This window comes from Lichenicola cladoniae (assembly GCF_013201075.1).
Classification (GTDB): Bacteria; Pseudomonadota; Alphaproteobacteria; order Acetobacterales; family Acetobacteraceae; genus Lichenicola; species Lichenicola cladoniae.
The window spans coordinates 56,991-72,332 of the sequence record NZ_CP053710.1 but is presented as its reverse complement, the minus strand read 5'-3'; the positions used below and the strand labels follow the sequence as shown (position 1 = coordinate 72,332).

The following is a 15,342-nucleotide window of genomic DNA, read 5'->3' as shown; positions in this document are numbered from 1 at the left end:
CGGGCATGTCGTTCAAGCACAATGCCGCCCGCCGCCATTGCATCTTAAAGCAGCGGCGGCGGGTGGCGAACTGGCCTTCCTATAAAGCGGGCCTGCGGCGACGCGGTGACCTGACGCTCTGGTTGGACGAGGCGGCGCTGTCCGGATGGACTGCCTCACGTCGGACGACGCGCGGTGGCCAGCCTCTCTACACGGATATGGCCATCGAGTTGGTGCTCACGTTACGAGTTGTGTTCCATCTGGCGCTGCGCCAGGCCGAAGGCTTCGCACGCTCGGTGCTGCGTTTTCTGAGCCTGGATCTGTCGGTGCCGGACCATACCACGCTCAGCCGTCGCGGCCGGGCGTTCGCCGGGCGCCAGCCGCGGACCCTGCGGCACGACAGGCCGATACATGTCGTGCTCGATAGCACCGGACTGCAGACGTTCGGCCAGGGCGAATGGAACGGCGAGAAGCACGGCCGCACTCCGCGACAATGGCAAAAGATGCATTTGGGCGTCGATGTCGGGACCGGCGAGATCGTGGCGCACATCCTGACCGATCCCGATGTGGGTGACATCACTGCGGTGCCGAGCCTGCCGGCAACGGTGGAGACACCGATCGCCAGCGTGATCGCTGACGGGGCCCATGACGGTGTGTCCGTCTACCGGGCGGCTTCCCTGCGCCAGCGCGATCCGCCGCCCAACATCGTCATCCCGCCGCGCGCCACGTCGAGAATTGCCGCGAACGAAACCCTTACCCGCGCCGGCGGCCTGTCGGCTCGCGACCGCCATGTCCGACTGATCGCCGAGAAAGGCCGCATGGCCTGACAGAGAAGCTACCGGCTATGGCCGCCGCAGTCTCGTAGAGACCGCGATCGGTCGCTACAAGCACAGCGTTGGCCCGAAGCTGCGAGCCCGGTCAGCTGATGGCCAGCAGGGTGAGGTCGCCATCGCCATCAGCGCGCTCAATCGCATGATCCGAACAGCCAAGCCTGTCTCGTTCACGCATCCTAACATCACCGCGGGTAGGGTGGTCCAAACCTACTAAGCGATCCATGCGCCAACGCCAGCGCGCGGCACTGTGCGCTCCGCGTGCCCAGTTTTTTGGCTGTGTCGTTGGTGAATCGGGTAGCTTTGTCATCTTGGCGACGCTATTCACGCCCGTTGCCAATTGCTCGGTTACGCGTCTCTGGATACTTCATCTCATACGCAAATTCTAGCCACCGTGACTATCAGAACGGCATCAAGCCGAGGTTAAAGGTGCGGTCGGTGAACCAGGCGAACGCAACTAAGGCGACGGCGGTGGAGATGCCCGGCATGATCCGTCGTGGATAGATCCGCGTGTTGCGGAGTGCGAAGCCGATCGGCAGCACGACGAGGGCGATCGATACCTGTGCGGCTTCCAGCCCCAAGTTGAACGAGAGCAGCGCCGCGCCGAGTGCCACTGGTGGTAGCGCCAGCGGTCCGAGTGCGGTGGCGAAGCCGAGTCCGTGCACCAGTCCGAACAGGAACGCCAACGGCCACCGGCGCCCTGGGATGAGGTGAAAGATATTGTCCAAGGCTGTGATCAGGATCGTCAGCGCGATCCCTGCCTCGCTTAATCGTTCCGGGATGCTTACGATGTGCAGGACTGACAGCGTGAGCGTGGTGCCGTGCGCCAGCGTGAACGCGCTGAGCACCTTGACGGACTCCAGGAACATGCTGCGGAACCGCGTCACCGGGATCAGCACCACGTCGAGCCCATGGCTGCGCAACCGGCGGTGGAACATCGCCGGCACTAGGAGCATGGTCACGAACATCATGTGATCGATGCCGGTAAGTAGATGGTGCATGCCGGTCAGGAAGAAGGTGCGGATGGTGTCGCCATAGCCGGGCGTGACGTTGAACGTCGCCTCCGGCTGACCGGGAGATAGCGCCACCGCATGAGGCACGCCCGACATCATGACGTTGAGCAGCCCGCGATGCATTGGGTCGAGGTCGAACATCAATCCGTAGCGTACCGAGATCTGGGTCGGCCGGTGATTGCATTGCGCTACAAATCGAAGCACTGCGTAGCCCCCGTCGCCAAGTTCGTCAGCCAGCAGCGTGACCGGGCCGGGCGTGCAGATATCCCCGTCAGCGTGCAGCGACAGGCGCGACATCGCGTAGGCGACAACCGCGCCCTGCTTTTGTCGCAGCTCGCCCCAGGTGATCGCGCCGTTGCCATCCGCATCGAGACCGATTGCGTAGTCGAGGTCACGCAGGGCGATTGACCACTGCACGCCCATCGTCCGATTCTGCATCACTACATGGAGGTACGAGCTGCTGGCGCTGTGCGCGTCAGCCCGAGTGGAGCAGGCCAGGATGGCAAGCAGCGCCAGCAGGAGCCGCCGGATCACGACTTGCCGCCGATCGACGCTGTGGTTCGGGTAGCGAGTTCCGCAAGACGTGGATCCTGGACGCCGTTGTCGCTAAGCCAAGCTCGCACTGGTGCAGCCGCGCCTGGACGCCCAGCGGCGATCGCCGCCTCCAGTAGAATGCGCGCATCCGCAGGCTCCCGCTGCACGGTCCAGTTTGCCTGCGCCAGTGCCAGTGCCTCGATCGGACGATGTCGCAGAGCCAGCATGTAGCGTGCTTCCTCGCGCCGATGCACGGTCTCGCCGCGCAGTCGGCTGGCATCGAACCGCGCCTCAAGCTCGTCGAGATGCCGAGCGAGCTGGCCGCGCTTGGTCTGCTGCTCGGCGAGAGCCAAGCGCAGGAGCAGCGGATCAATCCGTGTCCGATCGGCTAGCAAGGCCACGACGTCGAGAGGTCGGCCGTGATCAAGCAGCCAGTCGCTCCAAGCGCCAAGCAGGTAGGGATCGTTCGGGTCAATCGCCAAGGCCTGCCGGTAGTATGTTTCCGCCGAAGGATCGCCAAGACGGTCTGCCGTCTCGGCTTCGAGGGTGAGGGTCCAAACAGCGATACCGGGCTGCGAACGCGCTTCGGCAGCGTTCTGCTGCAGCGAGATCGCGATCGCGCGCAGGGCTACCGTGGCGCGCCCGGTCAGGGACATGACCGAAGCGGTACAGGTGTCGGGGACTAGGCCCAGCCGACCACTGGCAACCTGTCCGCAATCAAGCGACGCCGCCTTGTAATCAGCCTGAGCTTGATGCACGGCAGCACGGACGAGCCAAGCCTGCACCGAGTCCGGCTTTGCTGCGATGACCCGGGCGAGCGTTGCCAGGCTACCGGTGAAGTCATGATTGCTCTGCTGTATGATCGAGTAGAGTAGCAGTATGTCGGGCGGTGTGGCTGATGCTGTAACCGGCCATGAGGACAAGGCCGCCTCGGCGCGGCCGAGATAGCGCGGGTCGCCGAGCTTGCGCGACTGCTCGAGATCCAGGCGGGCTACCTGCACGGCAAGAACTGAATTGTTTCGGTCAAGCGCCAGCGCTGTGTTCAGCCGTCGTAAGGCGATGCCTGACATGTCCCGGCTTCCCGGCACCTGCTCCAGCACCATGCTATCACTGGTCGGGATCGACGGCGACGTCCGCCCAGCGTGCAGCGGCGTGCAGAGCAAGGCGGCAACCAGCAGCATTCGCAACCTCGCCGGTTGGATACCGGACCAACGTGGGGTCACAACCGAACCGATATGCAGCACCGCTCGCCACGATGTGACGTCGTATGTCATCATCGTGGCGCTCCTTTTGCCAAACGGTGTGGCTATTCGTGAGCCGGCTGATGCGAGTCCGACAGCGGCGGCTTCACGTAAGGGAAGGTCGTCAGGTAGTGGGTGTCGTCAGTATATGCGCCGTCCGTCAGGTCCACGAGCCCAGAAGGCGCGTCAGCAGGAGTGCCGTACAGGCCCAGTGAATAGAGTCGTCCCATTGCCACGCGTAGCGTGATGTCGACCACGTCATCGCCCGGCCTGCGTCCGTTCGGGTACCCGGCCTTATCACCACCAATGACACCGAGCCGGTTCTGCGATCCGTATGGAGTGATCGGGATGCTGGTGTTAAGTCGCATCTCCTCGGCGGCATTGATCAAATGGGCCGGTGCGGTCACCCCGGCAATGCCGGTCAGGAACACCGCAACGAGGTCGTTCCTGGGAAACTTGGTCGGTGCCTTTAGGGTGGGATACAGTGCTTGGATCAGGGCGGGTACGGTCGGGTTGGTGACATAGGTCCCGAACTGAGCATCGTTCGCGGGCAAGGACATGTTGAACCTGTTCTTGTCCTTGAGCCCAATCACCAACTCGTTCACCAGCGGGTTAGCTAGTCGCGAGACCTGTTGGTAGGTGGTCTTGCCGTTGACGGTGGTGCCAAGCGAGGAGGTTGTCCAAGCGCCGACGACCGGATCACCCGGCCGTGTGACGCAGCTTGACGGAACCTCGGTCACGATTGACGTCACGTTCTTGCCTGCCAGATCGTCCTGTGCAGATGCGTTGTATTGCTCGCCGATCGGATGGACGTAGTTCACTAGGTCGAAGGTCTCGCCGAGATTGACCACGAACGGGTCCTTGCGCTGTCCCACGAACACCCGGCCGGTGCCGCAGCCAGGAATGACGACGTCATGGGTGAAGGTTGCGGCGTAGGCCGCGTAGTTTGGGACCGACTTGTCGCCGATGCGATCGACCGGCTTCTGGAACATCGACTGCCCATTCGTGTCCTTCAGCATGGTTTCGGCGGCCACGCCGTTTGAATAGGTCAGCAGGGAGATTGTATAGATCTCGCCGACATTCTGAGCTGTATCGTCGCCAACGGCTATCGGACCCGAGTTGATCAGGGCAATCGCGACGTTCTTGCCGCCGACGGGCAGCGTGATGTTGCGGTTCACGGGGTAGAAGCGGAAACGTACCGTATAAGTTGGCCGTCCGGTACCGTCGAGGTCAAGATTGACGTCGTAGAAACCATTATGTTCCATGTCGTAGAAGTTTGGACCGCCGCCCGGATCCTGCAGCGGAACGTAGTCAGCGATCATCGTCACGTAGCTGGATCGACCGCTCTCATAACTCCTAAAGAAGAAGAAGTCAGACGCGTCGAGACGTGGCATGCCTGCGATCATCGGTGCTTCTCGATGGCTTGAAGCCGTTGCCGCGGTCTGCGAAGCGAGGAGGGTCAGTGCAGTCGCTGCAAGAAGAAGCTGTTTCATCGAACGCTCCGCAAGTTACTTCGAGAGAAGTCTTTGGCGGAGTCCGGATCGGACCACGCGTTACTGTTCGAGAGAAATCGGGGCCTGGATGCAAAGAAAGTTGCTTTTGTGATCCGACTCTCTTTTTTGTGATGCGTTTGACATCTGGAAGAGGCCTGCAATCGACATTCGTCAATATCAGTTACGAAAGAAAGGCGGTCTCCCAGGACAAGGCGCTTGTGGCGGGATTGGCTGGTGCTGGTGTCAGGCGAAGTCGGTCCTACCAGCTTAACCCCTCTGCCGCGGACACCCCCGCTCACACAGCCTGAGCCACTTCGGCTCGATGTTCCGACCCCAGCTCTGGCAGCCGGTGCATCGCACCTTCACCAGCGCCATTTCGACGGGGTAGATCTCGCCATAGCGTCGTATCAGCTCAGCGATCGGCAGTGGCGCCATCCGGCTGCACTTCGAGCAGACGGCCATGGCGATATAGCCGCGGCGGTCCGTGACCTAGATCCGAAGGCGGGGTTGGCGTTTACTGCTTGAGCTCATCCGCCGTGAACAGAGTCAGAACGGCGGCGCAGAGTCCAGGGCATAAGCGATGAGATCTGGCTATGAGCAGTGGACCGCGCCGCAGCAACCATTACCTTGCGTCAGCTTATCCATAGACATCACAAACGTAACGGCCGCAACGATTGTGGTCTCTCCAAATGAGATTCGAGCTATGCTGCGGGACGGCATTCGAAGTTACAGAAGTTACCTATGGCTGGCGAGTTCATGCACCGGGGCATTCGCTTCACTGTAAGTCAGATTGAGGACCGCCAGCTCGCGTGGACCATCTTTCCGGCGCCCCACGCAGAAATTACGGGGAGTGTCAGAAAGATAGCGTCTGATCAGGTCGTTCCGTCTGCCGTAGCCGAGGCGCGAGCTGAGATCGACGCTTGGCTACTCATGCTCCCCGGTAGATCGTCCCGTAGTGTTGAATAGAGACTAGATCTTGTTCGTGCTGTCACCGCCTAGGGTGACGTGCAGTTCTCCGAGCTTCATCACGACGAACTACATGGCAAACCGCGGCATGGCTGACGTTGGCTCGATGAAGGTCCTGACGGTATTCCTGACAAGCAGGCTTTGTTCCTGTCCGGCATCCCGTCCACCGCTTCGTCCATTACGGGCAACGACACATGCTTCACCGCGCCTGCACGACGGGTGCACTGGTGTGTGGAAACCCGGATATCTGCATGATCGACACCGGACCTTGCCGGCTATGATCTCCGATAGATGACAAATTCGCCGACATGATTAAGCCATCCGCTGCCCTCACCCGCGCCATCAAGGCATCCCGTCAGTCGCGCCGCTTGTCGCCATTGACCAGATGGTTGATCGAGCACCATGAAGCGATCAGCAACGCTGAACCCGGCTCGATCCAAGACTGGCGACCTCTCTGCGAGCTAGCTGTCAACGGCGGCTGAATTCTCCTCAGAAGTGGCGAACGAAATCTCCCCACCCCGTCGCGGTGTCGGCGTTGGCTACGAGACCGCTATTGTGTCTGCTGCGCCCTTCGGCGGGCGACCGCGGCGCTTGGGTTGTACGCCCGGGTGGGAGGCAGGTAGGACCGGCGGCAGTAGGTCGGCGTGCTGGCGCATGCGGTAGCTGGAGCCCTCGATGTGCACGACCACGGCGTGGTGCAGTAGCCGGTCTAGCAGGGCTGTGGCGATGACGGGATCGCCGAACACCTGACCCCATTCGGCAAAGCCGCGGTTCGAGGTCAGGATCATGGCGCCGCGCTCGTAGCGCGCGTTGACCAGCTGAAAGAACAGGTTTCCCGCAGCAGCACCCAGCGTCACGTAGCCGATCTCATCAATGATCAGCAGCTGGGTGCGGCAGAGATAGCGGATGCGCTCCCGCAGGCGTCCCTCCCGGTCGGCCTTGGCGAGGCTGTCAATGATGTCGGCCAGGGCGCAGAAATACACGCTGCGCCCGGCCCGGATCGCCTCCACCCCGAGGGCAATGGCCAAGTGACTTTTACCGGTGCCGGACTGGCCGATGAAATGCACCACCTCGTGTTGGTCGATAAACTCCAGGCTGGCCAGGGCCATGATCCTGTTGCGGTCCAGCGAGGGCTGGAAAGAGAAGTCGAACCCCGTCAGCGTCTTGATCGTGGCCAGCCGCGCCATTTGCAGAGCCGCCTTGATCCGGCGGCCCTCGCGCACGGTGATCTCCTCGGCCAGCAGCATGTCGATCGCCTCGAGGGCGCCGAGCTGGCCGCGCTCGATCTGCTGGATGATGCCCTCGAGCGCCTCCAGGGCCCTCGGCATGCGCAGGGCAACCAGGTTATGCCGGATCCGCGCAACCTGGTTCTCCGGCATGCCCGAGCTGGTCACGCTGCGGCCCCGTCGGCCAGGCGCTTGCCCACGGCGTCGTAGAAGGACAAGGGGCGCAGGGCGACGACATCGCCGGACCGGCTGGGTGGCACGCCCTGCCGGGGTGTCTGGCTGTTGACGGGGGGTGGCGTGGTCCGGTGCCCCGCTATGATGCGACGCTGACCCCGGCCGTCGATCATGGGATGCACCGCGATGACGGCGCCCTGTTCAAGGATCCGGACCTCGTTGGCGGTGCTGTGCACTTCCACGGGACGACGGCGGGTCGTGTCGGGCACGCTGTAGAGGTTGCCGTCGACGGAGACCATGCCGTCCTTGGTAATGCGGCGCTCCAGACGCAGCACGGCCTGGAACGGCCCGGCTGGTAGGGGTTGCAAACGGGGCCGCTCCTCGGCGAAGTGCTCGCTGACCACCCGGTGCGTGGTGGCGTGCACCCTGGCATTGGCCACCTGGTCGAGCCACTGGCGAAACTGGGCGTTAAGGTCGTCGCGGTTACGAAAGCTGCGGCCGAGGAAAAAGTCCTCACGGATGTAGCGGAACGGCCGCTCGACCTTGCCCTTGGTCTTGGCCCGATAAGCTTTGCAGGCCTTTGGCAGGTAGCCGTAGTGCCGGGCGAACTCGACCTGAGCTGCTGCCGGTTTCGTGGACACCGAGATTAGGGTGTTTCATGAGATTGGAGGGTGGGGATGGTACGGCGACAGTTCAGCCGAGAGTTCAAGCTGGAGGCGGTCCGGCTGGTCAAGGAGCGTGGTGTTTCGGTGGTGCAAGCCAGCCGAGACTTGGATGTCGGTGAAAACATCCTGCGGCGTTGGATCAAGGAGCTCACTGCGGATCCTGGGCAGGCCTTTCCGGGTCACGGCCAGGTCAAGCCCGAGCAGCAGGAGATCGATCGGCTGCGGCGTGAGGTCGCCAAGCTCAAGGCTGAGCGCGACATTCTAAAAAAAGCCGCGGCCTACTTCGCGAGGGAGTTGTTGTGAAGTTCGGCTTCATCGCGAAACATCGAGGGATCTGGCCGGTGCGGTGGCTTTGCGAGGCGCTCGATGTCTCGCGCAGTGGGTTTCATGCCTGGCTCTCCCGGTCGCCCAGTGCCCGGGCGCGCGGTGACGAGGTTCTCGGCGCCCAGATCAAGGCCAGCTTCGTCGGCAGTGACCGGACCTATGGCGCCCGGCGGGTCTGGCACGACGTGCTGGCCGAGGGGGCCGCATGCGGGCTGCACCGTGTCGAGCGGTTGATGCGTGAGCACGCCTTGCGGGCAAGGCCACGCCGCCGGGGTCTGCCTTCGGACAAGGGCACCCGGCACGAAGCGGCAGACAACGTGCTGGATCGCCAGTTCGACGCCACGACGCCAAACCAGAAGTGGATCGCCGACTTCACCTATCTCTGGACAGCCGAGGGCTGGCTCTACGTAGCGGCCGTCATCGACCTGTTTTCACGCCGCGTGGTGGGCTGGTCGATGAGCGCGACCATGACCGCCCAGCTCGTCGCGGATGCGCTGATGATGGCGATCTGGCGCCGCGGTAAACCAAACGCGCTGCTCCACCACTCGGATCAGGGAAGCCAATATAGCAGTGAGCAGTTTCAGAAGCTCCTAGTGGATCACGGCGTCACATGCAGCATGAGCCGGTCGGGTAACGTCTGGGACAATGCAGCGATGGAGAGCTTCTTCTCCTCGCTGAAAACCGAGCGGACAGCTCGCAAGGTGTATCGCACCCGGGACCAGGCCCGGGCTGACGTGTTCGATTACATCGAGCGGTTCTACAACCCGCGCCGACGCCACTCGACCATCGGATATCTGAGCCCTATGGAGTTCGAGCGTATCAAAGCGTCAGCTTAAGTTGTGTGTCCACAGAACCGGCAGCAGCTCAACCAGGGTTCGGTTGTAGACGATGTGACCTGCTTGCGGCCCGTCATTGGGACTACCCTGCGGCACCTCGCGATCGACCACGGTTCTCATGCGGTCGTAGAGAATCTCGGTCGGCGCGCCACCCAGGGCCTCGAATGCGGCGGCGTGGCAGCGTAGCACCGCCTGCATGTCCTGCTGCGGCACGAACCGGCCCCACAGCATGCGGCTGTGGCCCAGCACCAGGGAGAACAGCCAAACGACGCGGTCGATGCCGGGCTCATCGGTGAACACGGTGCGGAAATGGGCGAAGTCGACCTGCGCCTGACGGCCTGGCGGAGTCTCGAAGCGAACCTCGAACCCGGCGGACGCACTAGGCCGGATGGTCCGCAGGAAGACCTTGACCGTGGTGTAACCACCAGCGAACCCGAGATCGCGCAGCTCACGGTGCAGACGGCTGGCCGTCAGCTCGGGGTGGGCCGTTACGCGCTCCCGCAGGTAGGCCTCGAACGCTGCGATCTTGCTGACGCACGCGGGCCGCGGTGTGTAGGCCGGTGGTTCGAGATCCCGCTCGATGTAACGGCGGATGGTCTTGCGATCCAAGCCCGTCTGCCGAGCGATGGCAGACAGGCTCAGGCCTTGCCGATGCAGATCCAGGATCATGATGAGTTCCCTGAGCCTGACCACCCCTGTTCTCCCTCGGATTGCCGGAGGAAGGGTGGTCTATTGCTGGGCAGCGCCCCACCGCGCCGATGTTAGCCGCCGCCGCAGGTGGGGAATTTTCAACCGCCCGATCTGGGGAAATTACGACCGCCGCTTACAATCAACAGCGTCGAACGAATTTTTCCGAGGCTCGGTGAGACCGGATCGACCGCCGACGTGCTGCGGCTTCTAGGCCAAGAATACGCATGAGTCCGCCACGGGCGGGTGTATTCCGCTCGTTCGAGTACCACAATTTTCGGGTCTGGTCGGCTGGCGCACTGGTTTCTAACATCGGAACGTGGATGCAGCGCATCGCGCAGGACTGGCTCGTGCTGACCGGTCTGACCGACCGGGACGCCACGGCAGTGGGTGTCGTGGTGGCGCTGCAGTTCGCGCCCCAGGTGCTGCTGCTTCCCTGGACAGGATGGGCGGCCGACCACTTGAACCGGCGCAAGCTCCTTATGGCCACGCAGGCGACAATGGGTGGCCTTGCGATGATCCTGGGACTCCTCACGGTCAGCGGCCTCGTCCGCACCTGGCACGTCGACGTGTTCGCTTTCCTGCTCGGGTGTGCCACGGCTTTCGATGCTCCGGCGCGCCAGACCTTCGTGGCAGACATGGTGGGCGAAGCGGACCTGTCCAACGCGGTGGCGCTGAACTCCACTTCGTTCAACGCATCGCGGCTTGTGGGTCCTGCGATCGCGGGCCTGCTGATCGCCGCGGTGGGTTCGGGTTGGGTGTTCATCATCAACGCCGCCTCCTTCGTCTCCGTGCTCGCATCCCTGGCCCTGATGCGACCCGGCGAGCTGACCGCACGCGAGCGTCCCGACGCCAAAAGCGGCAGCCTCGTTGAGGGATTTCGCTACGTGTGGCGGCGGCCAGACCTGAAGGTGCTGCTCGCCATGCTGCTGATCTTCGGCGCACTTGGGCTCAACTTCCCAATCTTTATCTCCACCATGGCCGCTTCCGTCTTTCATACCGGGGCAGGTGGCTTCGGGCTGCTGACGTCATGCATGGCGGTGGGTTCGGTGATCGGCGCCTTGCTCGCGGCCCGGCGTGAGCGCCCCACCCTACCGCTGATCGTGATCGGTGCTGCGGTCTTCGGGTGCGGCTATGCCGTCGCCGCCGCGATGCCGAGCTACGGCCTGTTCGGCGTCTCGCTCATCGCGGTCGGCGCGGCGTCGCAAACAGTGACCACATCCACGACAAGCCTTGTGCAGATGTCCACGGAACCTGCCATGCGCGGGCGTGTGATGGCGCTGCTGCTCGCCGTCGCCCTGGGCGGACAGCCAGTGGGTGCTCCTCTCGTGGGATGGATTGCCAACGCCTTCGGCCCACGCTGGGCTATAGCCGTCGGTGCAGCGGCCGGCTTTGGAACAGCTGCCATCGGGGCACTCTACATTGCACGGCTTCACGCAGGCCGACCAAGGATCGCGTGATTGGCGCACGGGACAATGTGGCGGCATCCGCTAATCGCCCTACGCCGGCCCATCGCGGTGAGCTTCGCTGCCATGCCTATCCTCCTGGCGCCGCTGCTCGGTCCGGTGAAGGCTGAAGGCACGGCTGCTAGAACACCATTCCGCCCGCGACGTCGATGGTGCTGCCGGTGATCCAGTCCGCGTCGTCGGAAACAACGTAGGCGACGGTTGCAGCGATGTCCTTGGGGAGGCCCACACGGCCGAGTGGCGTCCTTGCGACAAGCATGCCAGACGCCTGCTCGCGAGTGTCCGCGTTACCTTCGGTCGCGGTGAAACCGGGTGCAATGCCGACCACGCGGATCTTGCGCGGGCCGAGTTCCATCGCGAGTGAGCGAGTCAGCGTGTCCACCGCTCCCTTAGTCGAGCAGTAGACGTGGACCATCGGATATGGGCTTTTTGCCAGCCCCGAACTGATGTTGACCACGACTCCGCCCTCGGGCAGCACGCGCGCCGCAGCCTGCGTAGTCAGCAGTAGGCCGCGAACATTCAGATTGTAATGTTCGTCGAAGCTCTCGGGCGTAATGCTGTCGAGCGAGTCCATTTTGTAGACACCCGCATTGTTGACCAGGATGTCGAGTCTGCCGAATTGCTTCAACGTGCTGTCGATGAGTGGCTGGATCTCAGCCGGCTTTGAAATGTCCGCCTTGACGGCGAAAGCCTTACCTCCGGCCGTAGTGATTCGATCGACAACGGTCGCTGCATCCTGAGCAGAGCGCGAGTAATTCACAACGACGTAAGCTCCGTCAGCCGCCAGTCGTTCTGCAATGCCCGCGCCGATCCCTTTGGATGAGCCCGTCACAATCGCCACTTTCCCGGTGATGTTCGCCATGTCCGCTCCTATTCATCATAGCCATCGCTATGATGAATACAGACGCTAAAGGCTTTCATTTGTGCGGTCCAGGGCATAAATAGTGACTGCTATGAAAAAGGTCGAAACTGCGAAACGGCGAACGGGTGGTAGGCCTTTGTCCTTCGACCGCGAGGTCGCGTTGCGCCGAGCAATGCACCTGTTTTGGCGGTATGGTTACGAGGGAACCTCGCTTCACGCGCTGACCGAGGCGCTGGGTGTCACCCCTCCAAGCATCTACACTGCTTTTGGCGACAAAAAGCAGCTTTTTCTCGAAGCGATGCGTCGCTATGCCGGCGACCCAGCAGACATGGAGAACAGCTTGGCGGCGGCGCAAACCGCACGAGATGCTGTGCACGAGATGCTTGTGACCGCAGCCATTGCTTTTACCGGTGAGACGACGCCCAAAGGTTGTTTGCTGGCCAGCGCCACTGCGAGTGGGTCGCAAGCATCGGCAGATGTCAGGTCAGCGGTATCCGAGGTGCGCCGGGGTATCGCGATGCGCCTCGCTCATCGCATCGATCAGGACATCGCGGTGGGGAAATTGCCCGCCTTAACGAACGCCGCGGCATTATCCGACCTGATCCTCGCGGTCGTGCAAGGTATGTCAGTGCTGGCGCGCGACGATGCGCCACGCGAAAGGCTGCTCGCGCTTGCCGAACAGTTCATGCTGGCTTGGCCGGATCAACAGTCGGATCGGAAAACGCCTTTGGCGTAGCCGACGACAGCGACCATCTCACCGCTCAAAGCTGTGAAGCGTCGCCTTGTTGAGTTGCTCCGCTTGGAGGAGAGCCGACCGCAGGGTTTGCGGAACGACGCCTGAGTACCCAAGAACCTGCTTTCTCTGCCGTACATGTAGCGACGCGCAATGATGAGCGGCCCGACGCGCAATCAAGGGCCGTTTCAGACGCAAATTAACTGAGACTGGAGGGGGCGTCCGACGCACGGTGTCGAAAATTGGGCGCATGATCAGTGAGACGGTGGCCGAGAGAATGCGCGCCACACCGGTCGACGACGTGTTCACGCATGGTGGCCAAATCCGGCCAGACGGGCGGCTGATCCATGACTTCTACATCTGGCAGGTGAAGTCCCCTGCGGAGTCCAAGGCTTCGTGGGACTACTACAAGCCGGTGGGAACGATCGACGGGCACCAAGCCATGCAGCCGCTCTCGGAGACGCGGTGCCCATACCTCAAAACGTGACGGAGGCTGCCACCGCCTGCGGTTCGGGACCGTCGCCAAGCCGCTTCTCGGCCCAGTAAGCGGGCATGTAGGCACAGTCCCGACCGCCCAGCCCGGCAACGCTCGCCTCGTCGAACGCGACCAGGGTCTGCGCCGCAACAGGCAGGGGGATGCCGTGCAGGTTGCCTTCCTCCAACATCGTCCGGAGGTCCTTGCGCATCGCATCGATTTCGAACGTGGCCGCGACGCTCGGGTCACCCGAGAGTGCGGCCACCACCGCAGCCGCCTTCACCTTCAGCACGTTGGGGCCGCCCGCCGTCTCTGCAAAAAGCTGGACCAGCCAGGCCGGATCCTTGCCCAGATGGCGGACCAGCGCCAGCGCCTCGCCGAAGCTCTGCCAGAACACCAGCAACGGCAGGTTGATGGCGAGTTTGGTCGACGCACCGGCGCCGACCGGGCCCATATGCTCGATCCGGCGGCACAGTCTTTCTAGGACCGGCCGGGCACGATCTACGTCTGCGGCCTCGCCTCCGGCCAAGCCCAGCAACTGACCCGAGCGCGCCGGCCCAGTCGTGCCACCGACCGGGCACTCGACGAAGGTGCCGCCCGCTCGCTGGACGTCGGCTGCAAGCGCCTGCTGCGTCTCGGGGCGTACCGTGCTCATCTCGATGAACAGCTTGCCGCGCGCCGCTGCCAGCAGCCCGCTCTCGCCATAAAAGACCGCCTGCAGCGCCGGGCTGTCGAACAGCATGGAGACGACCGTCTCGGTCTGCTCCGCCAAGTCACGCGGCGTGGCCGCGACCCGCAGCCCGGTTGCTTCCGCCTTAAGGGGTGATCGGTTCCAAACGACCACCTCTTCTCCAGCCTCGTTCAGCCGAGCCGCGATGGCGGCGCCCATCTTGCCCAGACCTGCTATACCGATGCGCATCGACGCTTCCTTTATGCTTTGCCGGCCTCTGGGTTCAGATGCCCTGGCCGCCCGACACCTCGATGCGCTGGGCGTTGACCCAGCGATTATCGTCCTGCAATAGGCTTGCGATCATCGGCCCGATATCGTCGGGAACGCCGGCACGACCCAGCGCGGTCATGTCCGCGAACAGCTTGTTGATCGCCGGGTTGTCACGGACGCCGCCGCCGCCAAAATCCGTCTCGATCGCGCCAGGTGCGACCGTGTTGACGGCAATACCACGGCTGCCCAGCTCCTTGGCCATGTAGCGGGTCAGCACCTCGACCGCGCCTTTCACGGCCGCATACGCGGCGTAGCCGGGAAAGCAGCCCCTGGTCAGGCCCGACGATAGATTAACGATCCGCCCGCCATCGGCGATCACCGGCAGCAGCGTCTGCGTTAGAAAGTAGACGCCTTTGAAGTGCACGTCGCACAGCTCGTCGAATTGGGCCTCGGTCGTCTGGTCGAGCATGGCATAGGTGCCGTGCCCGGCGTTGTTCACCAAGTGGTCGAAGGTGTCGCGTTGCCAGGTCTCGGCCAGCACGGTCCGAAGCCGCTCGGCAAAGGCTGCGAACCCTGCGACCTTCCCGGTATCGAGCTGGATGGCGACGGCTTTGCGGCCTAGCGCCTCGATCTCGGCGACAGCGGACTTCGCGTCGTCGCTGCGGCTTTGGTAAGTCAGGATCACGTCCCCTCCGTGATGGGCGATGCTGAGTGCGGTGTTGCGGCCGAGACCGCGGCTGGCGCCGGTGACGATGGAAATCTTGGCCATGACGAACTCCGGAATGTGGCCAAACCCACATCGGTCCGGGCGGGCCAGCTTCCTTGCCGGATAATGGATAATCCTTGCCTGTTTCTGCCAAGACGGATGCGGCGCGAGCGGGAAGCGGGTATAAGCTGC

The 15,342-nt window shown here is 63.0% G+C and carries 11 protein-coding genes and 3 pseudogenes; 5 read left to right on the top strand and 9 right to left on the bottom strand.

The features are described 5' to 3' along the window. Positions 1–5: 5 nt before the first annotated feature. A pseudogene (locus HN018_RS24475) lies at positions 6–1,026 on the top strand (IS5 family transposase). Between the two features lie 184 nt (positions 1,027–1,210). On the opposite strand, the gene HN018_RS24470 reads toward HN018_RS24475, so the two are convergent. From HN018_RS24470 to HN018_RS24450, 5 genes and pseudogenes are all read right to left on the bottom strand, one after another. Next, on the bottom strand, positions 1,211–2,356 hold the full coding sequence (locus tag HN018_RS24470; RefSeq protein WP_171836565.1) for a HupE/UreJ family protein: 1,146 nt from the start codon (positions 2,354–2,356) through the stop codon (positions 1,211–1,213). Continuing rightward, on the bottom strand, positions 2,353–3,633 hold the full coding sequence (locus HN018_RS24465) for a tetratricopeptide repeat protein (protein WP_171836566.1): 1,281 nt from the start codon (positions 3,631–3,633) through the stop codon (positions 2,353–2,355). Before HN018_RS24465 ends, HN018_RS24470 begins: the two co-directional genes overlap by 4 nt. Positions 3,634–3,662: 29 nt before the next feature. Beyond that, on the bottom strand, positions 3,663–4,991 hold the full coding sequence (locus HN018_RS24460; protein ID WP_239479435.1) for a DUF4331 domain-containing protein: 1,329 nt from the start codon (positions 4,989–4,991) through the stop codon (positions 3,663–3,665). 1,604 nt (positions 4,992–6,595) lie between these two features. Beyond that, complete coding sequence (gene istB, locus HN018_RS24455) at positions 6,596–7,435, bottom strand: IS21-like element helper ATPase IstB (protein ID WP_172443580.1); 840 nt, start codon at positions 7,433–7,435, stop codon at positions 6,596–6,598. Between the two features lie 11 nt (positions 7,436–7,446). Next, positions 7,447–8,070: pseudogene (locus HN018_RS24450) on the bottom strand (Mu transposase domain-containing protein); the annotation flags it as partial. A 63-nt stretch (positions 8,071–8,133) separates the two neighbouring features. Between HN018_RS24450 and HN018_RS24445 the strand changes: the two are divergent. Further along, positions 8,134–9,281 (top strand): IS3 family transposase gene (locus HN018_RS24445; RefSeq protein WP_239478892.1). Its coding sequence is split into 2 segments (ribosomal slippage): positions 8,134–8,395 and positions 8,395–9,281, totalling 1,149 coding nucleotides; the frame shifts between segments, so codons are not numbered across the junction. A gap of 24 nt (positions 9,282–9,305) precedes the next feature. Here HN018_RS24445 and istA read toward each other — a convergent pair. Continuing rightward, a pseudogene (istA, locus tag HN018_RS24440) lies at positions 9,306–9,974 on the bottom strand (IS21 family transposase); the annotation flags it as partial. A gap of 221 nt (positions 9,975–10,195) precedes the next feature. Between istA and HN018_RS24435 the strand changes: the two are divergent. Continuing rightward, positions 10,196–11,428 carry an MFS transporter gene (locus HN018_RS24435; RefSeq protein ID WP_171835357.1) on the top strand — a complete coding sequence of 411 codons (1,233 nt, stop codon included), beginning with the start codon at positions 10,196–10,198 and terminating at the stop codon, positions 11,426–11,428. 127 nt (positions 11,429–11,555) lie between these two features. Here HN018_RS24435 and HN018_RS24430 read toward each other — a convergent pair whose 3' ends face one another. After that, a complete protein-coding gene (locus HN018_RS24430; protein WP_171835358.1) occupies positions 11,556–12,296 on the bottom strand; it encodes an SDR family NAD(P)-dependent oxidoreductase in 741 nt (246 codons plus the stop codon). Positions 12,297–12,387: 91 nt separating this feature from the next. Between HN018_RS24430 and HN018_RS24425 the strand changes: the two genes are divergently transcribed. After that, a complete protein-coding gene (locus HN018_RS24425) occupies positions 12,388–13,032 on the top strand; it encodes a TetR/AcrR family transcriptional regulator (RefSeq protein ID WP_171835359.1) in 645 nt (214 codons plus the stop codon). Between the two features lie 247 nt (positions 13,033–13,279). Beyond that, positions 13,280–13,516: a hypothetical protein gene (locus HN018_RS24420; RefSeq protein ID WP_171835360.1), complete on the top strand. Its 237-nt coding sequence runs from the start codon at positions 13,280–13,282 to the stop codon at positions 13,514–13,516. Here HN018_RS24420 and HN018_RS24415 read toward each other — a convergent pair. Continuing rightward, positions 13,506–14,423, bottom strand: coding sequence for an NAD(P)-dependent oxidoreductase (locus tag HN018_RS24415; RefSeq protein ID WP_171835361.1), 918 nt, complete (start codon positions 14,421–14,423; stop codon positions 13,506–13,508). The genes HN018_RS24420 and HN018_RS24415 overlap by 11 nt on opposite strands. 34 nt (positions 14,424–14,457) lie before the next feature. Beyond that, the gene (locus tag HN018_RS24410) at positions 14,458–15,213 is read right to left on the bottom strand and encodes an SDR family NAD(P)-dependent oxidoreductase (RefSeq protein ID WP_171835362.1); all 756 of its coding nucleotides are present in this window, start codon (positions 15,211–15,213) and stop codon (positions 14,458–14,460) included. Positions 15,214–15,342 lie beyond the last annotated feature (129 nt).